This is a genomic window from Sinorhizobium sp. FG01, from assembly GCF_002531875.1.
GTDB classification, from domain to species: Bacteria; Pseudomonadota; Alphaproteobacteria; order Rhizobiales; family Rhizobiaceae; genus Sinorhizobium; species Sinorhizobium fredii_C.
Map to the genome: position 1 here is coordinate 164,309 of NZ_NWTB01000004.1, position 24,291 is coordinate 188,599.

The 24,291-nt window shown below is 63.6% G+C and carries 20 protein-coding genes and 1 tRNA gene; 11 read left to right on the plus strand and 10 right to left on the minus strand.

Annotated features, from left to right (window positions below):
* Positions 1 to 36: 36 nt before the first annotated feature.
* Entirely contained in the window at positions 37 to 396 is a 360-nt protein-coding gene (locus CO656_RS06270; protein WP_097525186.1) for a DUF488 domain-containing protein, read from the plus strand.
* Here CO656_RS06270 and CO656_RS06275 read toward each other — a convergent pair.
* Positions 390 to 1,322 carry a DMT family transporter gene (locus CO656_RS06275; protein ID WP_179864727.1) on the minus strand — a complete coding sequence of 311 codons (933 nt, stop codon included), beginning with the start codon at positions 1,320 to 1,322 and terminating at the stop codon, positions 390 to 392. The two genes, CO656_RS06270 and CO656_RS06275, sit on opposite strands and share 7 nt — an antisense overlap.
* 189 nt (positions 1,323 to 1,511) lie before the next feature.
* On the opposite strand from CO656_RS06275, the gene CO656_RS06280 reads away from it, so the two are divergent.
* Complete coding sequence (locus CO656_RS06280; RefSeq protein WP_097525393.1) at positions 1,512 to 2,402, plus strand: LysR family transcriptional regulator; 891 nt, start codon at positions 1,512 to 1,514, stop codon at positions 2,400 to 2,402.
* Between the two features lie 163 nt (positions 2,403 to 2,565).
* Here the strand turns inward: CO656_RS06280 and CO656_RS06285 are convergent, their stop codons facing one another.
* The 5 genes from CO656_RS06285 to xylF form a co-directional block, all read right to left on the minus strand.
* Positions 2,566 to 2,865 (minus strand): antibiotic biosynthesis monooxygenase, encoded by a 300-nt coding sequence (locus CO656_RS06285; protein ID WP_272938891.1) that lies wholly within the window; start codon positions 2,863 to 2,865, stop codon positions 2,566 to 2,568.
* A 504-nt stretch (positions 2,866 to 3,369) separates the two neighbouring features.
* Positions 3,370 to 3,446 (minus strand) — tRNA-Arg (locus CO656_RS06290).
* Positions 3,447 to 3,756: 310 nt separating this feature from the next.
* Positions 3,757 to 4,542, minus strand: coding sequence for an ATP-binding cassette domain-containing protein (locus tag CO656_RS06295; RefSeq protein WP_097525189.1), 786 nt, complete (start codon positions 4,540 to 4,542; stop codon positions 3,757 to 3,759).
* Between the two features lie 15 nt (positions 4,543 to 4,557).
* Entirely contained in the window at positions 4,558 to 5,871 is a 1,314-nt protein-coding gene (locus CO656_RS06300) for a sugar ABC transporter permease (RefSeq protein WP_097525190.1), read from the minus strand.
* 153 nt (positions 5,872 to 6,024) lie between these two features.
* Positions 6,025 to 7,065, minus strand: a complete 1,041-nt coding sequence (xylF, locus tag CO656_RS06305) for a D-xylose ABC transporter substrate-binding protein (RefSeq protein ID WP_037414744.1) — start codon at positions 7,063 to 7,065, stop codon at positions 6,025 to 6,027.
* Between the two features lie 241 nt (positions 7,066 to 7,306).
* Here xylF and CO656_RS06310 point away from each other — a divergent pair, with 241 nt between their 5' ends.
* Positions 7,307 to 8,518, plus strand: coding sequence for an ROK family transcriptional regulator (locus CO656_RS06310; protein ID WP_097525191.1), 1,212 nt, complete (start codon positions 7,307 to 7,309; stop codon positions 8,516 to 8,518).
* Positions 8,519 to 8,620: 102 nt separating this feature from the next.
* On the plus strand, positions 8,621 to 10,984 hold the full coding sequence (locus tag CO656_RS06315; protein WP_097525192.1) for an EAL domain-containing protein: 2,364 nt from the start codon (positions 8,621 to 8,623) through the stop codon (positions 10,982 to 10,984).
* A 296-nt stretch (positions 10,985 to 11,280) separates the two neighbouring features.
* Here CO656_RS06315 and iolG read toward each other — a convergent pair whose 3' ends face one another.
* Complete coding sequence (iolG, locus tag CO656_RS06320; RefSeq protein WP_097525193.1) at positions 11,281 to 12,273, minus strand: inositol 2-dehydrogenase; 993 nt, start codon at positions 12,271 to 12,273, stop codon at positions 11,281 to 11,283.
* 404 nt (positions 12,274 to 12,677) lie between these two features.
* On the opposite strand from iolG, the gene CO656_RS06325 reads away from it, so the two are divergent.
* The gene (locus CO656_RS06325; protein WP_097525194.1) at positions 12,678 to 12,908 is read left to right on the plus strand and encodes a hypothetical protein; all 231 of its coding nucleotides are present in this window, start codon (positions 12,678 to 12,680) and stop codon (positions 12,906 to 12,908) included.
* 8 nt (positions 12,909 to 12,916) lie between these two features.
* Here CO656_RS06325 and CO656_RS06330 read toward each other — a convergent pair whose 3' ends face one another.
* Together CO656_RS06330 and CO656_RS06335 are read right to left on the minus strand one after the other, a co-directional pair.
* Complete coding sequence (locus tag CO656_RS06330; protein ID WP_097525195.1) at positions 12,917 to 13,372, minus strand: hypothetical protein; 456 nt, start codon at positions 13,370 to 13,372, stop codon at positions 12,917 to 12,919.
* A gap of 80 nt (positions 13,373 to 13,452) precedes the next feature.
* Positions 13,453 to 14,436 carry a LysR family transcriptional regulator gene (locus tag CO656_RS06335; RefSeq protein WP_037414756.1) on the minus strand — a complete coding sequence of 328 codons (984 nt, stop codon included), beginning with the start codon at positions 14,434 to 14,436 and terminating at the stop codon, positions 13,453 to 13,455.
* Between the two features lie 275 nt (positions 14,437 to 14,711).
* Between CO656_RS06335 and chvE the strand changes: the two genes are divergently transcribed.
* The 6 genes from chvE to araD all read left to right on the plus strand — a co-directional run bounded on the left by chvE (position 14,712) and on the right by araD (position 23,215).
* Entirely contained in the window at positions 14,712 to 15,779 is a 1,068-nt protein-coding gene (gene chvE / locus CO656_RS06340) for a multiple monosaccharide ABC transporter substrate-binding protein (protein WP_097525196.1), read from the plus strand.
* Between the two features lie 189 nt (positions 15,780 to 15,968).
* The gene (gene mmsA, locus CO656_RS06345) at positions 15,969 to 17,504 is read left to right on the plus strand and encodes a multiple monosaccharide ABC transporter ATP-binding protein (protein ID WP_037414762.1); all 1,536 of its coding nucleotides are present in this window, start codon (positions 15,969 to 15,971) and stop codon (positions 17,502 to 17,504) included.
* A complete protein-coding gene (mmsB, locus tag CO656_RS06350) occupies positions 17,504 to 18,718 on the plus strand; it encodes a multiple monosaccharide ABC transporter permease (RefSeq protein WP_037414764.1) in 1,215 nt (404 codons plus the stop codon). The genes mmsA and mmsB overlap by 1 nt, the downstream gene beginning before the upstream one ends.
* Before the next feature lie 154 nt (positions 18,719 to 18,872).
* Positions 18,873 to 19,868: an AraD1 family protein gene (gene araD1, locus CO656_RS06355; RefSeq protein WP_097525394.1), complete on the plus strand. Its 996-nt coding sequence runs from the start codon at positions 18,873 to 18,875 to the stop codon at positions 19,866 to 19,868.
* A 72-nt stretch (positions 19,869 to 19,940) separates the two neighbouring features.
* A complete protein-coding gene (locus CO656_RS06360) occupies positions 19,941 to 21,374 on the plus strand; it encodes an aldehyde dehydrogenase family protein (protein ID WP_097525197.1) in 1,434 nt (477 codons plus the stop codon).
* A gap of 95 nt (positions 21,375 to 21,469) precedes the next feature.
* A complete protein-coding gene (gene araD, locus CO656_RS06365; protein ID WP_037414769.1) occupies positions 21,470 to 23,215 on the plus strand; it encodes an L-arabinonate dehydratase in 1,746 nt (581 codons plus the stop codon).
* Positions 23,216 to 23,441: 226 nt separating this feature from the next.
* On the opposite strand, the gene CO656_RS06370 is transcribed toward araD, so the two are convergent.
* Positions 23,442 to 24,284 (minus strand): transglutaminase family protein, encoded by an 843-nt coding sequence (locus tag CO656_RS06370; protein WP_037414772.1) that lies wholly within the window; start codon positions 24,282 to 24,284, stop codon positions 23,442 to 23,444.
* Between the last annotated feature and the right edge of the window lie 7 nt (positions 24,285 to 24,291).

Below are 24,291 nucleotides of genomic sequence, written 5' to 3' on the forward strand. Positions count from 1 at the left end.
CCGGCCGTCACCGGCCCCAGGATGTTGCGAGGGCGGATGACGTCATTCAAGTTGAAGCGCGTCTACGAGGCGCCGGAAGCGTCTGACGGCACGCGCATCCTCGTCGACCGCCTCTGGCCGCGCGGCGTCGCCAAGGACAAGGCGCGGATCGACCTCTGGCTGAAGGACATCGCGCCCAGCGACGCGCTGCGCAAGCGCTTCCACGGAAAGCCGGAGGACTGGGAGGCGTTTTGCGAAGCCTATGCCAAGGAGCTCGAAGGCGAGGCGGCGCAGGCGGCGGTGAAAGAGCTGCGCGATCAGCTCAAGAAAGGGCCGGTGACGCTGCTCTATGCGGCGCGCGACGAGAGCCATAACAATGCGGTGGCGCTGAAGGCGTGGCTGGAGAGGGATCAGTAGGAAGCACGCATTTGCCGTGATGCCGCCCGTGACGAGGTGAGCCAGACACCGAACAGTGTCACTGTCAGGCCAAGGAACATCAGCATCGAAAGTGGCTCGTCGAACATCAGCCATGCCCAGAGCATCGTCACCGGTGGGCTGAGATAGAGCACGCTACTGACCTCCGCGGCGGCGTAGAGTCGAAGGCTCATATAGTAGATGCCGTAGCAGAAGAAGGTCGAAAACAGCACCAGCCAAGCGATGCCACACTCGAAACGGCCGTCGAGAGGCGGCATCAGCTCACCATTCCATCCGGCGGCAGCCGCAAAGAGGACCGCTGCCGTCAGGCACTGGATGCACAGGGCTTGGTGGATGGGCATGTTGATCGTTCCCATTCGCTTCTGTACCACCGTTGCCAGTGCGAAAACCAGCATTGAGGCAACCGTCAGGACGTAGGCCCAGATCGGCGCCGTTCCGAGACTTACGCTGTCGGCCGAGGCGATAAGCACTCCGATCGCGCCGAGAGCCGTACCCGCCCATTGTCTTCCGCTCAATCGATGCCCCAGAACCGGCTGCGACAGGGCTGCAATGGCGAGAGGGACAAGATCCGATATCAGTGCCACAAGTCCCGTCGGCACCCGCTGGCCGATGGCAAGCGCAAACCCGCCCAGATAGAGGAACATCATCGCCACGCCGAACACCACCTGCTGGACCACGGCGCGTGCGCTGATCCGTGGTCCGATCAGGAGGGCGAATGGCAGTAGGATCAGTCCCGACATAAGGGTCCGCCAGAACAGGACCAGCATCACGTCGGCGTTCTCGCTGGCATAGCGGATTCCGACGAAGCCGGAACTCCAGCTTGCGACGAGTGCTACTGCCATGATCGGCCATAGGAGGCGATGCGGTCGGGTATGGAAAGCGCGCACTGTCATGGGGCCTCTGTAGATTCCAAGGGGCTCGCCCGTTGCGCCGGAAGCGCGTCGTGGGCGGTATTCCCGAGAGATCTATGTCAACGGCCATATTTCCGCACATGACAAATTTCGATGAGGCCATGAACAGGGCAAGAAATTCGGCATAAGAATTTGCCTTAATGCCGGCTTTGCGTCAGAATTTGACACCTACGAATGGGGATCGTCATGGCTGGGGTGATGACGCGCCGTCTGGATGTCGACTCTTTGCGGGCGCTTGTCGCGATCGAGAAACACGGCGGTGTCACGCGCGCGGCCGAGGTTCTGGGCCTGTCGCAGTCTGCCGTCAGCCACAAGATCAGGCGATTGGAAACGAGCCTCGATTGCGAAATTCTCAGCCGGAAACCAAACGCGCCGATATTCACGACGGCTGGTCAGGACCTTCTGGTTTATGCGCGGCGCATTCTGGGCATCCATGATGAGGCAATTCTCAGCCTGTCGAAAAGCACCCTGCAGGGCAAGATCGCGCTTGGAATGACCGAGGATACGACCTGCACCGACCTGTCGCGCATCCTCGGCCGGTTTCGCCGGCTCCACCCGGAGGTGACGGTCCGCACGCAAGTGCGCATGAGCCTCACCCTGCAGGCACTGCTTGCCAAAGGGGCGCTCGATGCCGCCATCATCCCGGTGTTCCAGCACGAGGTCCGGCCGACCGATCTCCTGCTCTTCCGCGAGACCCTGCATTGGGTCAAATCGCCCGAGCTGACCTTGCCCAAGGGCGGGGCAATCCCGTTCCTTTCCTTCGATGACAACTGCTTCTACCGGCGCTGGGGCATCGACCTCGGGCAGGACGAGGGAACGGTGTTCGAGACGGTGTTCGAATGCTCAAGCGCGGCGGGGATCACCGCGGCCGTCACCTCGGGGCTCGGCGTCGCGCTTCTAAGTCAGCGGCACCTCAGAGCCGACATGGAGATCATCGACAAGGACTTTCCCAAGCCCCCGGATCTCGCCTACGTGGTCCGGCGCGCCCGCAAGCCGCGGAACACGGCACTGGAAACGTTGGTAAGGGAGATTGAGGCAGAAGTCAGCCGTTATGGGAGGCTGCAAATTGCGGTGTGAGAGGTTTCATGGTGTCGCCGGAGTGGGGATGGACGGCCACCCTCGGATCTCTCGCGGGGGATCGGATGGCATCACTCCAGTTGAAGTGCGACAACGAGGCGTCGGAGGCGGGGACGGGACGCGCATCGTCGACCGGCTATGGCCGCGCGACATCCGTCCGGCCTTATTTCAACGAAAGAACCACCGGTCCCGCGACCGGGTCGGTCACGCCCAATCCGCCGCCCAGGTCCTCGAGCGACTCGCGGAAGCTGTCGAGCGTGGCGATCATCTGAGGCCGACTGGCGGCCAGCGCCTCCATGCTCTCCCATTCGACGATGATGCAGAAGCGCCCCTCGCCGGTCTTGACGATGTTGGCGTGACGCATGCCTTCCCAGCTCGCCGCGATGTTTCGGTGCGCGTCGAGGAAGCCGTCCTCCATGCCGGGCTTAACCTTGAAACGAACGACGTTGAACGCGGTCGTGATTGCCTCGGTGGGTGAGTGAGACTGCAAGAGGAGCCGGTATGTACTGGGGGTGATAGTCTCGCATCGGCTCCGGTGCCTGCTTCACAATAGCGTAACTCAGGGAGGCGAATAGTGCAAAAAGCGAACCAAGTGCATTTGCAGATTAAGAATGGAGGTCGCCTGATTTGGCGAAGGCTACGGTTTCAACAAGCCCCATAATCGCACTCCAGCGCAGTGTAATGCTCGGACAGTGTGGTATCGCGGTTCCGCTGTAAAGATGCGACTGGAACCTATGCTGGCAAACCGGAGCATGGGCAACACTTCTCGCTTGCGCGGGAGGAGTTGACGCCGTGGAGAGCGACTTCGGTGATGGAGGAACCCTCGATTTGTCGCCCAGCTGGGCGACGTGTGCCGGGAGTTCGCCATCTCGCGCTAGACCGGCTACGAGATCTTCAACCGCTGCAAGACTGACGGCCTGGATGATCGGTGGCGCGTGCTGGCGCACTGGGTGGGAGACAGGAAAACTGGCGCACCCGACAGGATTCGAACCTGTGACCTTTGGAATCGGAATCCAACACTCTATCCAGCTGAGCTACGGGTGCATCCGTTGGCGGCCAGGGCCGCCGAAGCAGGCTGTGAGCGGTTCTTAGCCTAGCTTGCGTGCCGCTTCAATGGCCAATTGCAAGAGAGTGTAGGGGAAATTCGATTTCCGCGCGGAAGCTGTGGTCGCGGCGCATCGCTCGGCGCGCGCCGCCCGCCCAAGAAAAATGCCGCATCCCGGGGATGCGGCATCGAGGCGGGAGCGGATTTCTCGGGCCGGAGCGCTGTTCGGGGCCGCGCTTCGGCCTGTCGGCCGCTCAATCCTCAAGTGATACGGGTATCGAGCCATTCGGGCCTCAAGCCATACGGGCCTCAAACCATCTGCATGGCGCCGGGGCCGGGGATGGCTTTGGCCGGCACCTTGCCCATGATGATCATGCCGAGCACCTCGTCCTTGGTGACGTCCTCGGTGCGGGCGTGGCCGACGACCTGGCCGTTCTTCATCACCGAGACGCGGTCGGCGAGGTCGAAGACGTCATGGATGTCGTGGCTGATCAGGAAGATGCCGATGCCCTCGCGCTTCAGCTGCTTGATGAGCTCGCCGACCTGCGCCGTCTCCTGCGGCCCAAGCGCCGCGGTCGGCTCGTCCATGATCAGGATGCGGGCGTTGAACAGGATGGCGCGGGCGATCGCCACCGATTGCCGCTGGCCGCCGGAGAGCGCCTTCACCGGCTCCTTGAAGCGCTGGAAGTTGGGGTTGAGGCGGCCCATCACCTCGCGGGCCTTCGCCTCCATCGCCACGTCGTCGAGCGTGCCCCAGGGGGTGCGCAGCTCCCGGCCGAGATAGAGGTTGGCGGCGGCGTCGACATTGTCGGCGACGGCAAGCGTCTGGTAGATCGTCTCGATGCCGTATTTCTTGGCGTCGCGCGGGTTGTTGATGTCGGCCGGCTCGCCGTTGATAAGGATCTCGCCGGCATCGCGCCGGTAGGCGCCGGAGAGGATCTTGATCAGCGTCGACTTGCCGGCGCCGTTATGGCCGAGAAGGGCGACGACCTCGCCGGGATAGAGGTCGACGGAAGCGTTGTCGACCGCGTGGATGCCGCCGAAGGAGATGGAAATGTTCCTCATTTCCACGAGCGGAGTGCGTTGTTCAGTCATTGTTCGAACTCCTGATTACTTGGCGCGGGCGCGGTAGACGGTGTCGAGCCAGACGGCGGTGACGAGCACCATGCCGACGACGATCCGCTGCAGCGGGCTATCGATGCCGAGCAGCACCATGCCCGACTGCAGCGACTGCATGACGAGCGCGCCGAGCATCGCGCCGGCGATCGTGCCCATGCCGCCGGCAAGCGAGGTGCCGCCGATGACGGCCGCGGCGATCGTATAGAGCTCGTCAAGCTCGCCCTGCGCATTGGTGGCGGCGTTGAGGCGGGCCGTCGAGATCGCCGCGGCAACGGCGCAGAGCATGCCCATCAGCGCAAAGATCCGGACGGTGACCCAGCGGGTCTTGATGCCGGCAAGCTCGGCCGCTTCCGGGTTGCCGCCGAGCGCGAAAACGTAGCGGCCGAAGCGCAAGCGCGTCGAGATGAAGGTCATGATAATGCCGATCAGGATGGCGATCAGCACGGGAATGGCAATCCCGTGGGCAATGAAAAGGCCGCCGTCCGGCCAGGCGATGCCGTTCGCGTCGGCGTATTTGCGGGCGATGTTGACCGGCCAGCCGTAGTTATTGGCGATCGCCACAGCGCCGAGCACGAGGGCGCAGCCGACCGCCGACAGGAAATACTCGGCCCAGATCGGGCGACGCGGAAATCCGAAGCGTTTGCGCTGCCTGCGCGAGTGGATGATGCTGGCGACGATCGCGACGCAGGCGATGAGGCCGACGATCCAGCTCGCCGTCGCGCCGATCGAGCCCTCGGTGCCGCCGCCCATCAGGCGGAAGGTGGAATCCATCGGCGCCACGGTGCGGCCGCTCGTCACGAACCAGGTGGCGCCGCGCCAGACGAGCAGCCCGCCGAGCGTGACGATGAAGGACGGCACGTTGAGGAAGGCGATGATCACGCCGTGCAGCGCGCCGATCGCGGCGCCCAGCAACAGGCCGGCGAAGAGGGTGATGATCCACGTGGCCGGATGGTTGAAGCCGAGGAGCTGCGGCAAGAGCTCCGCCTGCAGCACGCCCATGATCATGCCGACGAAGCCGAGAATCGAGCCGACCGAGAGATCGATGTTGCGCGTGACGATGACCAGCACCATGCCGGTCGCCATGACGGCGATCGAGGCTGTCTGCACCGACAGGTTCCAGAGGTTGCGCGACGTCAGGAACAGGCCGCCGGACAGAAAATGGAAGCCGATCCAGATGATCAGCATCGCGCCGACCATGCCGAGCAGGCGCGTATCGATTTCGGTGGCGCGGAAGAAGCGCTTCACCGGGCTTTCCTCCGCGCTGCGGGTGCGGTTGAAATGTGCGGTATGTGTCGTATCGGCCATGGCCGCCGTCCCCCACTTGTTTTCATGCATTTGCCGGTCGTTTACGCGGCGTGCCGCTATCATAGCACCGTGCGGCCAGACCATTCCGACCTCATGCAAACGCCGCAACGGGTTCCGTTGCGGCGTTTTGAGGTCACTTCAAACGTCCGTCCGTCACTTGCAGGCGGCGACGGAGTCGGCAGCCACGCCCTGGCAGGCGGCATCCTTGGAGATCCAGCCGGCGTCGATGACGACGTTCAGATTGTCCTTGGTAATCGCCATCGGTGCCAGGAAGACGGACTTCATGGCGACGCCCTTCGGTCCGCCGTTGAAGGTCTGAACGCCTTCGATTTCGTCCATCGTTTTGCCGCCGGCGAGTGCTGCAGCGATTTCTGCCGCCTTCTTGCCGAGCTCACGGGCGTCCTTCCAGACGGAGACGGTCTGCGTGCCGAGCGCCACGCGGTTGAGCGCCGCATGGTCGCCGTCCTGGCCCGAGACCGGAACCGAGCCGGCAAGGCCCTGGGCCGAAAGCGCTGCGATCGCGCCACCGGCGGTGCCGTCGTTGGAGGCGACGACCGCATCGACCTTGTTGTCGTTGGCGGTCAGGAACTGCTCCATGTTCTTCTGCGCATTTTCCGGCTTCCAGCCGTCCGTATAGGCTTCGCCGACATTCTTGACCTTGCCGGCGTCGACGGCTTCCTTCAGCACTTCCATCTGGCCGGCGAAGAGGAAGTCGGCGTTCGGATCGGAGGAGGAGCCCTTGATGAAGACGAAATTGCCTTCCGGCTTCGCCTTGAACACTTCGCGGGCCTGCATGCGGCCGACTTCCTTGTTGTCGAAGGTGATGTAGAAGGCCGCCGGGTTCTCGATCAGGCGGTCGTAGCCGACGACCGGAATGCCTTCCGCGGTGGCCTTTTCGATTGCCGGGGCAATGGCATCGGAGTCCTGCGCAAGCACGATCAGCGCGTTGGCGCCCTGGGCGATCAGCGATTCGATGTCGGTGAGCTGCTTGGCGGCAGAGGACTGCGCGTCAGCGGAAATATATTTGTCGCCGGAGGCTTCGAGCGCTGCCTTGATGGCCGCCTCGTCGGTTTTCCAGCGCTCTTCCTGGAAGTTCGACCAGGAAACGCCGACGACGAGGTCCTTGGCGACCGCTGCGGAATGCATGGACGCGATGATGGCAGCCCCTGCCATCAGCTTCAAAATGGATTTCATTCTATCCTCCCAAGTGGCAGCGCCGCGCGCACGAACCTCCCGCACGCATCCCCGACGAGCCGTGAACTGCTGTCGCAAAGAGCGCTGCCACAGGTGCAAGGCTTTTTTCTCGACAGTCGAGAAAATAAATGTCAGAGTTTTAGAAGGCTGTCAACAAGGCCCGTAACGTCTTGTTTCGCCAGTCAACAGGTGCTTTGAGAGGACATGTGATCGCGCAATCCGCCAAGCCCAGGGACGTGCAATGCTGACCAAAACGAGCACCGAAGTCGTGCGTCAGCAAAACACTGCGCTCGTCCTTTCTGCGCTTCGGCGCAAGGGCGCGCTGTCCCATACGGAGATTGCCGAGCAGACCGGCCTTGCCTCGGCGACGATCTCCGTCATCACCGCCGAACTGGAACGGTCGGGGACGATCGCCAAGACCGAGCAGCATGTTCAAGGGGGCAGGGGGCGGCCGCGCGTTCTCTTTGCGCAGCGGCGGGACTGCGGCTACGTGATCGTCGTGCGGATCTCCTCCGACATCGTTCAATATTCGCTGGCCGACTATGGCGGCGTGCTCCTCGATCGCTTCGAGGAGGCGCGAAGCCATGACGCCGGCGACGCGGTGGCTTTCGGCCAGGTTTTCCTGGCGGCGCTCGAGCGTCTGCTGCAGCGCTCGCGCATTGAGAAAGAGCGGGTGCTTGCCGTTTCGATCAGCAGCAAGGGGCTGGTGGCGGGCGACGGGGCGCGGCTCCTCTGGTCGCCGGTCTTCGGCCGCCAAGAACTCGATTTTTCGAAACTGCTCGGGCCCGATTGGCGGGCCCGGATCATGCTCAGCAACGAGACACTGCTCGTCGCCCAGGCGCTGGCGGCCAAGGCGGAAGAGAAGGGCGACGCCTTCAAGGGGCTGGCGGCCGTCTCGCTCGGCCACAGCATCGGTCTCGGTCTTGCCCGAAGGGGGCGGTCGGGCGAACTCGACGTTTCCGCGCCGAATTTCGGGCACATGCTGCACGCCTCCTCCGCCGGCCTCTGCCGCTGCGGCTCCCATGGCTGCATCGAGGCCGCTGCCGGCTTCTACGGCATTCTGCGCGCCGCCTTCGAGGTGCCGTCCGACACGATTCCCGCGAAATTCGTGCCGCTTGCCGAAATGGACAAGATCGCCACCGGTGCGCGTCAGGGCCAGCGCATGCCCGGCTATGCCTTCCGCCAGGCCGGCATCGCGCTCGGCAACGGCATTTCGCGCATGCTGAGCCTCTACGAGCCGATGCCGATCTACGTCACGGGGCAGGGGACGCGCTATTTCGATCTGCTGCAAAAGGGGGTTGAGGAGGGGCTTGCGCAATCCTTGCAGGTTCGCCTCGATGGCCTGCCGGAGATCACCGTCGTCGGCGACGAGCAGCGGCTCGTCTTCGACGGCCATCTCGGTCGGGCGCTAGGCGCCGTCGACAGCGACATCACGGCCGCCGGGCATTCCTAGGTATTTCAGGCACAGACATTCCAGAGGCGAATTATCATACTAGTACAATTTACGGTTATTTAGCGTCTGCCTGCCAAGCTGTTTCCGGGACGGGAGACGGCCATGTTCTCAGTAATTGCATGCATAAGCGATCGTCACGACTGGCGCCTGGTTGCGGTGGCGGCGATCGTCTGTCTGGCCGGCAGCGCGGCGACGATGCTGCTCTTGCAGCGCGCCGAGCGCAGCGAGGGCCTCCAGCGGCACCTCTGGACCGCAGCCTGCGCCTGTGCCTGCGGCGTCGGGGTCTGGTCGACGCATTTCATCGCTATGCTCGCCTATGATGGTGGCGTGCCTATTGCCTACGACGCCTGGGGTACGTTGTTTTCGGCGCTGGTCGCGGTGGTCGCCTCCGGGCTCGCCTTTGCGACCGCCCTTCTCGGCACGTCCCGCTACGCCTTCCCCGGCGCCGGCATTTTCCTCGGCCTCGGCATCGCCGCCATGCATGTAACGGGCATGCGCGCCGTCGAGACGCAGGCGCGCATCGAATTCGATCCGCAAATGGGTTTCGCCGCCGTCCTCTTCGGGCCGCTGATCGCCGTCTTTGCGCTCCATGCCTTTCAGGCTCTCGGCGGCGTGCGCAAGCTGGTCGTTCCGACGCTGCTGCTCGTGCTGGCGATATGCGTCCTGCACTTCACCTCGATGAGCGGCGTCACCCTGGTGCCCGATCCGAGCGCGGCGGCAGCGGACGCCTTCGATCCCGTCTGGCTCGCCGGCGGTGTCGTCGTGGCTTCGACGACGCTGATCCTCACGGCGCTGGGCGCGCTGTTCATCGATCGGCATTTGACCGACCTGCGCGGCCTCGCCAACGCCTCGCTCGAAGGGATGGTGATCGTCTGCAACGGCAGGATCATCGATGCGAACGAGCGGTTTGTCGGCCTCTGCGGCGCAAAGGTGGCCGATCTCATCGGCAGAAGACCTGAAGAGCTCTTCGCGCCACCTCAGGGGCGCGAAGCGCGCGAGCGCCAGATCGATGACGCTCCCGCGGAGGTCGAACTCCTCCGTGCCGACGGGCGGCTTGTGCCGGTCGAGCACCTCTGCCGGACGATCGAATACCGCGGCCGGCAATCCGACGTGATCTTCGTGCGCGACCTCAGCGCCCGAAAGGAGGCCGAGCGGACCATCGAGCATCTCGCCCACCATGACGCGCTGACGGATCTTTCCAACCGCAGTTCCTTCGAGAGGCGGATGAACCAGGCTCTGGCGGTCGCCGCCGCGAGAAACGAACAGCTCGCGATCTTCTGTCTCGACCTCGACCGGTTCAAGGCCGTCAACGACATATTCGGCCATGGCGAAGGCGATCGGATCCTGCGCAAGGTTGCCGATATCCTGCGTGCCGCTGCGGGCGAGGCCGATTCGATCGCCCGGCTCGGCGGCGACGAATTCGCCATCCTGCAGACCGGCGCCGCGCAGCCGGAAGCGGCGCGGCAATTGTCGGACCGCATCCTCAGGCTTTTCGCCGAGGAGATGGATACCCACCGCGATCCGATGGCCGTCGGCGTCAGCATGGGCGTGGCGATCTACCCCGGCGACGGCGACACGGCAGAGCGGCTCTGCAACAATGCCGATACGGCGCTCTACCGGGCCAAGCAGACGGGCAAGGGCATCGCCTGCTTCTTCGATGCGGAAATGGACGAGGCGGTGCGCTCGCGCCGTCAGATGGAGAGCGACCTCCGGCACGCGATCCTCAGGCATCAGCTGTTCCTCGAATACCAGCCGCTCGTCGATGTCCGTGACGATCGGGTGGTCGGATACGAGGCGCTGCTGCGCTGGAGACATCCGGAGCGCGGGCTCGTCGGGCCGAATGTCTTCATCCCGATCGCCGAGGAAAGCGGTTCGATCATCCAGATCGGCGAATGGGTGCTGGAACAGGCCTGCGCCGAAGCGGTCCGCTGGACGGAGCCGCTGCCGGTCTCCGTCAACATCTCGCCGGTCCAGTTCCTCGTGCCGAGCCTTTTCGACCAGATCGCCGGCATCCTGCGACGCACAGGCCTCGAGCCGCGGCGGCTGGAACTGGAACTCACCGAGGCGGCGCTGCTGCACAACCGGGAAGACGTGCTGGCGGCACTCGTGCGGCTTCGGCTGCTCGGCGTGCGGATCGTCATGGACGATTTCGGTACGGGACATTCGTCGCTCGCCAACCTGCAGACCTTCCCCTTCGACAAGCTGAAGATCGATTGCAGCTTCACGGCGGCGCTCGACAAGGACCCGGCCGCCCATGCGATCATCCGGGCGATCATCGCGCTCGGCCATAGTCTCGACCTGCCGGTCGTGACCGAGGGCGTCGAAACCGAGCGGCAGAAGCAGATCATCGTCGAGGAGGGGTGCCGGCAGGTTCAGGGGTTCCTCACCGGCCGGCCGGGACGTGCGCCGAGTGCCAGAGCGAATGTGTCATCGGACGCTCCGGTGCTCCGGTCGGTCGAGGCGTAGTCTGCCTGTTGCAGTCAAATGGGTTTCGACGGAGACTTTCTTTTCGCCCTCATTCCTGTGCTTGTCACAGGAATCCAGCAACGCCGCGTCTGCGGCGCGGAGGAGTCTTACAGCCAAGGACTTGGGCGGACTGGATTCCAGTGACAAGCACAGGAATGAGGGTGTGGAGGTGAAGCCATGCCGTACCGCAACCGAGGGGCGGCAGACGCTGTCGTGTAGTGCGCCGTCTGACACGGCGTCGCCAAAAAACAAAGGCCAGGAACGCCCGGCCTTTGTCCCTTCAGATTGCCTGAGCTTCAGGCGACGCTGATCTGGCGCTTTTCGGCGACAGAGCGGACGGCCGCATCGGCAAGGGCGAGGGCGGCAAGCCCGTCCTTGCCGGACGGGGTGATTTCCGCGCCTTTCTCGATCGCGGCGATGAAGCTTTCGATCTCGTTCGCATAGGCTTCGGTGTAGCGCGTCATGAAGAAATCGTGCAGCGGCGGGCGCGTATAGCCCTCGCCGGTGGCGATCTCGATCGAGACCGGTCGCTGGTTCTCGGCCGAAACGGCGCCCTTCGAGCCGTGCACCTCGATGCGCTGGTCGTAGCCATAGGTGGCGCGGCGCGAGTTGGAGATGACCGCCTGCTTGCCGGATGCCGTCTGCAGAATGACGGAGACGCTGTCATAGTCGCCCGCTTCGCCGATCGCCCTGTCGACGAGCACGGCGGCGGTCGCCGTCACCGAAACTGGCTCCTCGCCGAGCAGGAAGCGCGCCATGTCGAAATCATGGATGGTCATGTCGCGGAAGATGCCGCCCGAGCGCTTAATGTAATCGACGGGCGGGGCGCCCGGATCGCGCGAGGTGATCGTCACCATTTCGACGTCGCCGATAGTGCCGGCGTCGATCGCCTTGCGCACGGCCATGAAATGCGGGTCGAAGCGGCGGTTGAAGCCGACCATCAGCTTCGCCCCGGTTTCGGAGACCACCTCGAGGCAGGTCTTGACGCGATCGACGTCGAGGTCGACCGGCTTCTCGCAGAAGATCGCCTTTCCGGCCCGGGCGAAGCGCTCGATCAGGTCGGCATGGGTGTCGGTCGGCGTGCAGATGACGACGGCATCGATGTCGGAAGCGGCCTCGATCGCCTCGATGGTGCGAACGTCGCAGCCATAGGCCCCGGCGATTGCCTCCGCCGCTGCCGGAAAGGCATCGGCAACCGCGACAAGGACGGCATCGGGATTGCCGCTGACGGCTTTCGCGTGAACCTTGCCGATCCGTCCGGCGCCCAGAAGACCAAATCTCAATGTCATCTTCGTCTCTCTCAAATTCCGGTTCCAGACCGGGTGGGTGCGCAATGATATTGACGCTCATCGCACAGAGGCGTTGCGGGCGCGATGGCGTCCGCGGGATTAGATCGATGAGAGGGGTAGCGGTCGTTCCTCCCACGCCGTCACGTCCGATCTAGCATCCTGCCTCGTGGCACACGGATCAAATCGGAATGAAACGGCCAACGCTTTCATTTTCAGAATGTTTATTCCATTCGCGGCACTGGCGTCAAGCGGAGACGACGCCTGTCGATCCCGCCGTTCGTCTTCACGGCGCCCTTTTCCAACACCGACAATTGCCAAACAATTTGTCCTTTAGTCGGTATCGATCCGGAGAATTTTGCGATAGACGGAGAGGCAAGGCGCTGAGTGTCGTCAGAGGCAATGTCATGATCAAATTCATCGATCCGGATCATCCGTTCTACCGGCCCCTGTGGATCCGCCTGCTTATCGTTGCCCTCTGTGCGGTGTGGACGGCTGTCGAGTTCTATGGCGGCCAGATGATGTGGGCGACGATCTTCCTCGTCGTGACCGCCTATGCCGGAGCGGCGCTGCTGATCTTCTACAAGCCGAAGCAGGCCGAGGAAAAAGGAACCGGCGGGGGTGAGGAGCCGAAGTAGCGGCTAGCTCACTGCTCGAGCCGTCGCGACGCTTCGTCGATCAACATGTTGGCAAGCTTCATGCGGATGGTGGCGTTCGCCCGGAACTCCGGCGGCAGCCGGTCTGGATGGTTCATGGCGGCAAATCGGCGGCGCTTGGCGGCGAGCGTCAGCCCGGTCTCCCCTTCGCCGAGATCAAGTTCGGCCGCCACATCGGCGAGGCTCGTGCGCCGCAGGTGGTCGGGCATCACCGGCGGTTCTTCGCTGCGTTCGGCCGGCGCGAGGTCCATGTAGGCCCTCTCGACGGCGGCGAACGGGGCGGTCGTCCGCGCCGGCGTCTCGACGACGAATGCCGGCGAACGGCCGAACGGCGATTGCGGGCGTTCGCGCGCCGTGTCTTCCCCGTCCGCCTCCGTGTCGTCCGGTAGCGCCTGCTCGGCCTTCAGGCGCTCGAGTACCGATTGAAACACCGACATGCCGAACATGGCGACTCCCGTGATCTGCCGCGCGCGAGGAGCGCGTGCGAGCCGAACGATCTTGCCGGTCGAGAATTATGCGGGGCTTATCACGTGCGGCTCTGCTTGAGGATCAGGTCGTAGAGCAGTTTCGCGCTCGGGGGGAGCGCCCGGCCCTCGGCGGTGATCAGCCCATAGGGCTTGATGCGGATCGGGAACTCAGTCGACAGGATCCGGATTTCGCCGGCCTGGGTGCCGTTGCCGGCGACGAGCTTCGCCACGTCGAGCGCGACCGGGGCGATGGCGTTGGTGTTGCGGACGATCGACAGGGTGAGGATGATCGAGGATGTGTTGATGACGGTCGAAGGCAGGCGCACGCCGGCCGAGATGAAACTGTCCTCGACGGCGCGGCGCAACAGCGTCCCCGGCGGCTGAAACACCCAGTCATAACCCGGCAGGTCGTCGGCGCCGGCGGAGGCGTGGTCGAGCAGCGGGTGGCCCTGGCGGACAATCAGACAGACCTCCTCGAAGCCGATTTCGACCAGGTTGAAGAGCCGGGGATTGAGGTCGTCCGGGATACGGCCGACGACGAAGTCGTGGCGTGCCGCAAGCAGCTCGCGCGTCAACACGTTGCTGTTGTCGATCTGTACATTGATCTCGATGCCGGGATAGGCCGTCGACACCTGGCGGATTGCAGGCACGGCGAGGTTGAGGGCGGGGCCGGTGACGGAGCCGAGCGACACCGAGCCGCCGCTCCCCGTCTTCAATTCGGTGATTTCGCGCGCGGCTTCGCGCAATTCGAGAAAGATCGTCCGTGCCCGCCGCGCGAGCGCTTCGCCGTAGCGGGTCAATTCGACTCCGCGGGCCACCCGCGCACAGATCGGGGCCTTCACGATCGCCTCGATTTCGGCGAGCATGCGCGAGGCGGCCGGCTGGGAGACGCCGAGCGATTCGGCCGCGGCGCTGATGCGGCGATGGTCGTCGATCGCCAGGACCAGCCGCAGGTGGTTGATCTTCAGTCCCGACCGGAAAAGGCCGGTGTCGAAGGACTCGCCGGCCGGGGTCGCGACGCTCGGCTTGCTGTCGAGGGTCATTGTTCGGCCCCGCTATTCAAGAGATTCATAAATCACACTCTTTAAGAGTCGTATATCAATTTTGATATGTATGCAAAGCGATATTGTATTTGACAGTTATGGCAATTGATTCCAGTTTCCACCCATGTGCGCCAGCGCATGCGGGAGTATGCTAAGACAGGGAGGACCTTCCTTTATCTTGAAACGCCGCCGGGGACGATCTCTCCGGGCAGGCGAATCGCTGCGCATATGACGGGGGCTCCGGCCGCCGGCTTCAACACTCAGGGAGAGATCTGATGAAACTGATTACTTCGCTTCTCGCCGCCGCGGCGATATCCGTCGCAGCCTTCGCTGCGCCGGTATTTGCCCAGGACAAGGGCACGGTCGGCATTTCCATGCCGACGAAGACGTCGACCCGCTGGATTTCCGACGGCGAAACCATGGAGAAGCTATTCAAGGAAGCCGGCTACACGCCGGACCTGCAGTTCGCCGACGACGACATTCCGAACCAGCTCGCGCAGATCGAGAACATGGTGACGAAGGGCGCGAAGGTTCTCGTCATCGCCGCCATCGACGGCACGACGCTCTCCGACATCCTGCAGAAGGCAGCAGACGCCGGCGTCAAGGTCATCGCCTACGACCGGCTGATTCGCGACTCCGGCAACGTCGACTACTACGCCACCTTCGATAACTTCCAGGTCGGCGTGCTGCAGGCCACCTCGCTCGTCCAGGGCCTGAAGCTCGATGAAGCCAAGGAGCCGAAGAACGTCGAACTGTTCGGCGGTTCGCCGGACGACAACAACGCCTTCTTCTTCTATGACGGCGCGATGTCGGTTCTGCAGCCGCTGATCGACAGCGGCAAGATCGTCGTGAAGTCCGGCCAGATGGGCATGGACCAGGTCGGTACGTTGCGTTGGGACGGTGCTGTTGCCCAGTCGCGCATGGAAAACCTGCTCTCGTCCACTTACACCGATGCCAAGGTCGATGGCGTTCTGTCGCCCTATGACGGCCTGTCCATCGGTATCATCTCGGCCCTGAAGGGCGTTGGCTACGGCTCCGGCGACATGCCGATGCCGATCGTCACCGGCCAGGACGCGGAACTGCCGTCGGTCAAGTCGATCCTTGCCGGCGAACAGTACTCCACGGTCTTCAAGGACACCCGCGAACTCGCCAAGGTGACCGTCGGCATGGTCAATGCGATCATGGATGGCAAGGAGCCGGAAGTGAACGACACCAAGACCTATGAAAACGGCGTCAAGGTCGTTCCGTCCTACCTGCTGAAGCCGGTTTCGGTCGACAAGACCAACGCCAAGGACGTTCTCGTCGGCTCCGGCTACTACACGGAAGACCAGATCAACAACTGATCTTGCTCGAGGGGTCTGCGGCTGACCGCGGACCCTTTCGCCTGATGCGACGTGCATCCTTGCAGACGCATAATAGTCGCTGTGATAATTTGAACTGCTCATGGGGACCCCGGATCCTAACCGATCCGGGGGCCGTGCAGCGGGTGGAAGCCAGCAGTCTCTCGCAGATTGCCGCTGGAATGGCTGAATATGGACAATATCATTCTTGAAATGCGGGGCATCACGAAGACGTTCCCTGGCGTCAAGGCGCTGGACAATGTCTCGTTCAAGGTCCGCGAGGGCGAGATTCATGCCCTGGTCGGCGAAAACGGTGCCGGCAAGTCGACCCTGATGAAGGTGCTGAGCGGCGTCTATCCCGCCGGCACATATGAGGGCGAGATCCATTATGACGGCGAGGAGCGCCGCTTCAGCACGATCGCCGACAGCGAAGAACTCGGCATCATCATCATCCATCAGGAGCTGGCGCTCGTTCCGCTGCTGTCGATCGCCGAGAATATCTTCCTCGGCAACGAGATCGCCAACAAGGGCGTCATCCATTGGCCGCAGACCTTCTCCCGGACGCAGGAACTGCTCAAGAAGGTCGGCCTCACAGAATCGCCGGCGACGCTGATCACCGATATCGGCGTCGGAAAGCAGCAGCTGGTGGAGATCGCCAAGGCGCTCTCCAAGAAGGTCCGGCTGCTGATCCTCGACGAACCGACCGCATCCCTCAACGAAACCGATTCCGACGCGCTTCTGAAGCTGCTCATGGAGTTTCGCAACCAGGGCATGACGTCGATCATCATCTCGCACAAGCTGAACGAGATCAAAAAGGTCGCCGATCAGATCACCATCCTGCGCGACGGCGGTACGGTGGAGACGCTCGACTGTCACAAGGAAGACATCAGCGAGGACCGGATCATCAAGGGGATGGTCGGGCGGGCGATGGAAGACCGCTATCCGCCGCGCGAACCGAAGATCGGCGACACGCTGCTCGAGGTGAAGAACTGGAACGTTTACCACCAGCACCACCGCGACCGGCAGTTCCTGCACGATGTCAGCTTCAAGGTGCGCGCCGGCGAGGTCGTCGGCATCGCCGGCCTGATGGGCGCCGGCCGCACCGAGACGGCGATGAGCATCTTCGGCAAGTCCTGGGGCCACAAGATCACCGGCGAGGTGACGATGCGCGGCCAGCCGGTGGATGTCAGCACGATTCCGCGGGCGATCAAGGCGGGCCTTGCCTATGTAACCGAGGACCGCAAGCAGCTGGGGCTCGTGTTGATCAACAACATCAAGGAGAACACCACGCTTGCCAATCTGAGCGCGGTGGCCGCCAACGGCATCATCGACGAGCGCCAGGAGAGGAAAGTCGCCTCCGACTACCGCTCGAAGCTCCGGATCCGTTCGCACTCGATCTACCAGGAGGCGGTGAACCTTTCGGGCGGCAACCAGCAGAAAGTCGTGCTGTCCAAGTGGCTGTTCACCAACCCCGAAGTCCTCATACTCGACGAGCCGACCCGCGGTATCGACATCGGCGCGAAATATGAGATCTACACCATCATCAACCAGCTCGCAGCCGAGGGCAAAGGCATCCTGATGATCTCGTCGGAAATGCCGGAACTGCTCGGAACCTGCGATCGCATCTATGTCATGAACGAGGGCCGCATCGTGGCGGAGCTTTCCAAGGAGGAAGCAAGTCAGGAATCCATCATGCGCGCCATCATGCGTTCAGGGGAGAAACACTAATGGTCGCCGATACGAGCACCCACACCACCAAACCGTCGATCGGGGACTACCTCAGGAACAACATCCGCGAATACGGCCTTCTGGTCGCGCTCGTGATCATCATGCTGTTCTTCCAGTTCGTCACCAGCGGCGTCCTCTTCAAGCCGGTCAACATCACCAACCTGGTGCTGCAAAACTCCTTCATCGTCATCATGGCGCTGGGCATGCTGCTGATCATCGTGGCCGGTCACATCGACCTGTCGGTCGGCTCGATCGTCGCCTTCGTCGGGGCGATTTCGGCGATCATGCTGGTCAAATGGGGTCTGCCGGCCATCGTCGTCGTTCCCGCCTGTCTCGTCGTCGGCGGCATCATGGGGGCAGCCCAGGGCTACTGGGTGGCCTACCAGAAGATCCCGTCCTTCATCGTCACGCTCGCCGGCATGCTGGTTTTCCGCGGCATGACCTATGTCGTGCTCGGCGGACGTCCGATCGGTCCGTTCCCGAAGGACTTCCAGATCCTTTCGACCGGCTTCGTTCCTGATTTTCTCTACTTCCTCAACCCGAGCCCGGAGATCGTCAAGAACATGGTGGCCCTCGTGGCGGTGCTGGCTCTCGTCGGCTACGCGATCTATGCCGGCCTGCGCAACCGCCGGATCAACGAGCAGCACGGCACCGAAAACGAGCCCTTCGTGTTCTTCGCCGTTCAGATGGCGGTCATCGGTGTCGTGGCCCTGTTCATCGGCTTCCAGCTTTCGACCTATCGCGGCCTGCCGAACGTCCTCATCGTCATGGGCGTGCTGATCGCCGCCTATACCTTCATCACGACGCGCTCGACGATCGGCCGCCGGGTCTATGCCATGGGCGGCAACGAGAAGGCCACCAAGCTCTCCGGCATCAACACCGAGCGGCTGACCTTCTATGCCTTCGTCAACATGGGCGTGCTGGCGGCGCTTGCCGGCATGATCATCACGGCACGGCTGAATTCGGCGACCCCGAAGGCCGGCGTCGGCTTCGAGCTCGACGTCATCGCGGCCTGCTTCATCGGCGGCGCCTCGGCCTCGGGCGGCGTCGGCAAGATCACCGGCGCGGTGATCGGCGCTTTCATCATGGGCGTGATGAACAACGGCATGTCGATTATGGGTATCGGCATCGACTACCAGCAGCTGATCAAGGGCCTCGTGCTGCTCGCAGCCGTATTCTTCGACGTCTACAACAAGAACAAGGGCAAGGGCTGATCGGGGATCCGGGCAGCTCTCACTGACCACATCATGAACGGGCGGCCGATCATGGCCGTCATAGCTGGGTGGCGCGAGCCACTCTCGAGGCGGAGCATTGCCGTTCGCATTGACAGCAATGCCCGAAGCCAACTCGATCAGGAAGGATAGAGACGTGCTGATTTCCCAAGTCAGGAAGCAAGACGGATCGATTGCAGTCGCAGTGCGGGAGCCGGGCGAAACGGCACGCCTCGTCAAGGACGCGGAAAGCGTCTACGCATTGGCGATGAAGGCGGCGAATGGCGGCAAGAGCCTCCAGGCGGTTATCGATGCCAAGGGCCTCGGAGAGACGATCGACCTCGAGGCGGCCTATGCCGAGGGTCGGATGCTGCCGCCGATCACCCATCCCGATCCGGCGCACCTGCATCTGACCGGCACCGGGCTGACGCATCTCGGCTCCGCCGCGACGCGCGATGCGATGCATAAGAAAACCACCGAGGCGGCCGAAGAGACGCTCACCGACTCGATGAAGATGTTCCGCATGGGGCTCGAAGGCGGCAAGCCGAGGGCTGGCGAAAAGGGCGTCCAGCCGGAGTGGTTCTACAAGGGCAACGGCACCGCCGCGGTCGCCCCCGGTCAGCCGCTCACCTCCCCCTCCTTTGCCGAGGACGGCGGCGAAGAGCCGGAAATGGCCGGCATCTATGTCATCTCCGACAAGGGCATGCCCTATCGTCTCGGTTTCGCGGTCGCCAACGAGTTCTCCGACCATAAGACCGAACGGGTCAATTACCTGTGGCTGGCGCATTCGAAGCTCAGGCAGGCAAGCTTCGGCCCGGAAATCCGCATCGGTGCGGCGCCGGACGACATCCGCGGCACGTCGCGTATCCTGCGCGGCGGCAAGGTCCTGTGGGAAAAGCCGTTCCTCTCGGGCGAAACCAACATGTCGCACAGCTTCGCCAATCTTGAATATCACCACTTCAAATACGGTCTCTTCCGCGAGCCGGGCGATGTGCATGTGCACATGTTCGGGACCGCGACGCTGTCCTTCGGTGACGGCATACGCACCGAGCCAGGAGACATCTTCGAGATCGAGGCCAAGGACTTTGGCCTTGCGCTGCGTAATCCGCTGGCGATCGCCGAAGAAGAAGACATCGCCATACATCAGCTCTGATATATCTGCTAAAGCAGCGTCGGGCCGCGACGGGCGGCCCCTTGCGACAAGAAGACAAGGAGGCTGAAGCCCATGACACTTCACCAGAATCTCATTGCCGGCGAATGGGTCGGCAGCGACGGCGTCGCCAATGTCAATCCCTCGAACACCAACGACGTCATCGGCGAATATGCCCGTGCCACCGCCGACGATGCTTCAGCCGCGATCGCCGCGGCCAAGGCGGCGTTTCCGGCCTGGTCGCGCTCCGGCATCCTCGAGCGCCACGCTATCTTGAGAAAGACCGCTGACGAAATCCTCGCCCGCAAGGACGAACTTGGCCGGCTGCTGTCGCGCGAGGAAGGCAAGACGCTCGCCGAAGGCATTGGCGAGACGGTGCGGGCCGGTCAGATCTTCGACTTCTTCGCCGGCGAAGCCTTACGTCTCGCCGGCGAGACGCTGCCCTCGGTGCGTCCGAACATCGGCGTCGAAATCACCCGCGAGGCAGTCGGCGTCGTCGGCATCATCACGCCGTGGAACTTCCCGATCGCCATTCCGGCCTGGAAGATCGCCCCGGCACTTTGCTACGGCAACACCATCGTCTTCAAGCCAGCCGAACTCGTCCCGGGCTGCGCTCACGCGATCGTCGACATCCTGCATCGCGCCGGCCTGCCGAAGGGCGTGCTGAACCTCGTCATGGGCAAGGGCTCGGTCGTCGGACAGGCGATGCTCGAAAGCCCGGATGTCCAGGCGATCACCTTCACCGGATCCGTGGGCACCGGCAAGCGCGTCGCCATGGCCTCGGTCGAGCACAATCGCAAGTTCCAGCTGGAGATGGGCGGCAAGAACCCGTTTGTCGTCCTCGACGACGCCGATCTTCCGGTCGCCGTCGAGGCGGCGGTCAACTCCGCCTTCTTCTCGACCGGCCAGCGCTGCACCGCCTCGTCGCGGATCATCGTCACCGAGGGCATCCACGACAAGTTCGTCGCGGCAATGGGTGAGCGCATGCAAGGCCTCGTCGTCGATGACGCGCTGAAGGCCGGCACCCATATCGGCCCGGTCGTCGACCAGAGCCAGCTGAACCAGGACACCGACTATATCGCCATCGGCAGACAAGAAGGCGCGAAGCTCGCCTTCGGCGGCGAGGTCATTTCGCGCGACACCCCCGGCTTCTATCTGCAGCCGGCGCTGTTCACCGAGGCGACGAATGCGATGCGGATCTCGCGTGAAGAAATCTTCGGGCCGGTCGCCGCGGTCATCCGCGTCAAGGATTACGACGAGGCGCTCGCCGTCGCCAACGACACGCCGTTCGGGCTCTCCTCCGGGATTGCCACGACCAGCCTCAAGCATGCGACGCATTTCAAGCGCAATGCCGAGGCCGGCATGGTGATGGTCAACCTGCCGACCGCCGGCGTCGATTTCCACGTGCCGTTCGGCGGCCGCAAGGGCTCCTCCTATGGCCCGCGCGAACAGGGCAAATACGCCGCCGAATTCTACACAACCGTCAAGACAGCCTACACGCTGGCTTAAGCCCAAGAGCGGGATGAGGAGGCAAGTGCCATCCTCATCCCGCTGCAAAGCCATCGTGCTCCAGCCCGCACCCACGGGCCCGAAGGAAGGAAGAAATGAAGAAGAAAGCTGAGTGGCCGCGCAAGCTGCGTTCGCAGGACTGGTTCGGCGGTACGGGAAAGAATGCCATCATGCACCGCTCCTGGATGAAGAACCAGGGGCTGCCTGCCGACACCTTCGACGGCCGGCCGATCATCGGCATCTGCAACACCTGGTCGGAACTCACGCCCTGCAACGCGCATCTGCGCGACCTTGCGGAGCGGGTGAAGCGCGGTGTCTACGAGGCCGGCGGCTTTCCGGTGGAATTCCCGGTCTTCTCGACTGGCGAAAGCACGCTTCGCCCGACGGCGATGATGTTCCGCAACCTCGCGGCAATGGACGTCGAAGAGGCGATCCGCGGCAATCCGGTCGATGGCGTCGTGCTGCTCGGCGGCTGCGACAAGACGACCCCCAGCCTGCTGATGGGCGCGGCTAGCGTCGATATTCCGGCGATCGTCGTCTCCGGCGGCCCGATGCTGAACGGCAAGTGGCGCGGCAAGGACGTTGGTTCCGGCACGGCGATCTGGCAGTTCTCGGAAATGGTCAAATCCGGCGAAATGAGCCTCGAAGAATTCATGGATGCCGAGCAGGGCATGGCTCGTTCTGCGGGAAGCTGTATGACCATGGGCACGGCCTCGACGATGGCGTCGATGGCCGAAGCGCTCGGCATGACGCTCTCCGGCAATGCCGCGATCCCGGCCGTCGACGCCCGCCGCCGGGTGATTTCGCAGCTCACCGGCCGCCGCATCGTCGAGATGGTCAAGGAAGACCTGAGGCCCTCCGACATCCTCACCAAGCAAGCCTTCGAGAACGCCATCCGCGTCAACGGCGCGGTCGGCGGCTCTACCAATGCGGTGCTGCATCTGCTGGCGCTTGCCGGCCGCATCGGCGTCGATCTTTCGCTCGACGACTGGGACAGGCTCGGTCGCGACGTGCCGACCATCGTCAACCTGCAGCCCTCCGGCAAGTACCTGATGGAAGAATTCTATTATGCCGGCGGCCTGCCGGTGGTCATCAAGGCGGTCGCCGAGATGGGGCTGCTCCACAACGACGCCATCACTGTCAGCGGCGACACGATCTGGAACGACGTCAAGGGCGTAACGAACTACAACGAAGACGTGATCCTGCCCCGGGAAAAGGCACTGACGAAATCCGGCGGCATTGCGGTGCTGCGCGGCAATCTGGCGCCCCGCGGCGCCGTCCTGAAGCCCTCGGCCGCCTCGCCGCATCTGATGCAGCACAAGGGCCGCGCTGTCGTCTTCGAAAGCATCGAGGACTACCACGCCCGCATCAACCGCGAGGACCTCGACATCGACGAGACCTGCGTCATGGTGCTGAAATATTGCGGTCCGAAGGGCTACCCCGGCATGGCCGAGGTCGGCAATATGGGCCTGCCGCCCAAGGTCCTGAAGAAGGGCATCACCGACATGATCCGCATTTCCGATGCGCGCATGTCGGGCACGGCCTACGGCACCGTCATTCTCCACACGGCACCGGAAGCGGCCGAGGGCGGGCCGCTGGCGCTCGTTCAGAACGGCGACCTGATCGAGGTCGACATCCCGAACCGCACGATGCACCTGCATGTCTCCGACGAGGAGCTCGCCCGCCGCCGTGCGGCCTGGGTGTCGCCGGTCAAGCCGCTCACCGGCGGCTATGGCGGCCTCTATATCAAGACCGTCATGCAGGCCGATAGCGGTGCCGATCTCGACTTCCTCGTCGGGCCGCGCGGCGATCGCATCCCGATGGACCGCGACAGCCACTGACGGGGCTGAACAGCGACCACCGTTTCGGCTTCGGGTGCCGTAGTTGCCCCTCACCCGAACCCTCTCCCCGCCTGCGGGGAGAGGGGACGTAGGGGCCGTTGTCGCTGTTCCTGCGGACTATTGGGCAAGCGTTCGCCGCGAGTCTCCTTCGCCCCGCTTGTGGGGAGAAGGTGGCCAGTAGGCCGGATGAGGGGCCGCCGCCGGCGGTGATTCCCTGATTTTCGGCTTACTGACTCTGGCGTTGGCTCTGCTCGCCGTGGCTTTGCGTCTGCCCTTGCCGTTCCACCGTTACGGTGACTTTCAACGTCTCGCTGGCGACGCCATGCACCAGCCCGGATATCGGCGCGGCATCGCGGTAGCAGAGGCCGGTGGCGACTCGGACATAGCGTTCGTCGGGGCAGATCTTGTTTGCCGGATCGAAGCCGACCCAGCCGAGACCGGGCAGGTGCACATCGGCCCAGGCATGGCTCGCGGTCTGCTCGGGATGGCCTTCGGTCAGCAGATAGCCCGAGACGTAGCGGGCCGGCAGGCCAAGCGTTCGGGCGGCCGAGACGAGGATGTGGGCGTGGTCCTGGCAGACGCCCTTGCCGCGCTCGAGCGCCTCCTCGGCGGTGGTACCGGCATGGGTCTCGCCGGGCTCGTAGGCGACCGCCTCGTGAATCGTCCCCATCAGCGCGTGCATGCGCTCGAGATCCGTTGCGCCCTCGGCCGATTTCGCCAGCTCGCGGACCAGCTTGCCCGCCTCGCTGAGCGGTGTTTCGCGGGCATAGAGCCAGAGCGGCACATAGGACTGGTGCGCTCCGAAGACGCCGGCCCGGTCTTCCGTATCCACTTCACCGCTCGCCTCGATCCGCAAGGTCGTCCGATCCGCGTCGACGTTGACGAGATGCGTGCGGTTGCCGAAATGGTCATCGTAGCTGACCTCGACCACCGCGCCTTCGACGAGCGTGCGCCAGTTCAACACCCTCTGGCCGGGCTGCGTCGTCGGCGTCAGCCGCAGCCGCTGCAGCGCATAGGGCACCGGTTCGTCGTAATGGTATTCGGTCGTGTGGCTGATTTTCAGGTGCATTCCACTC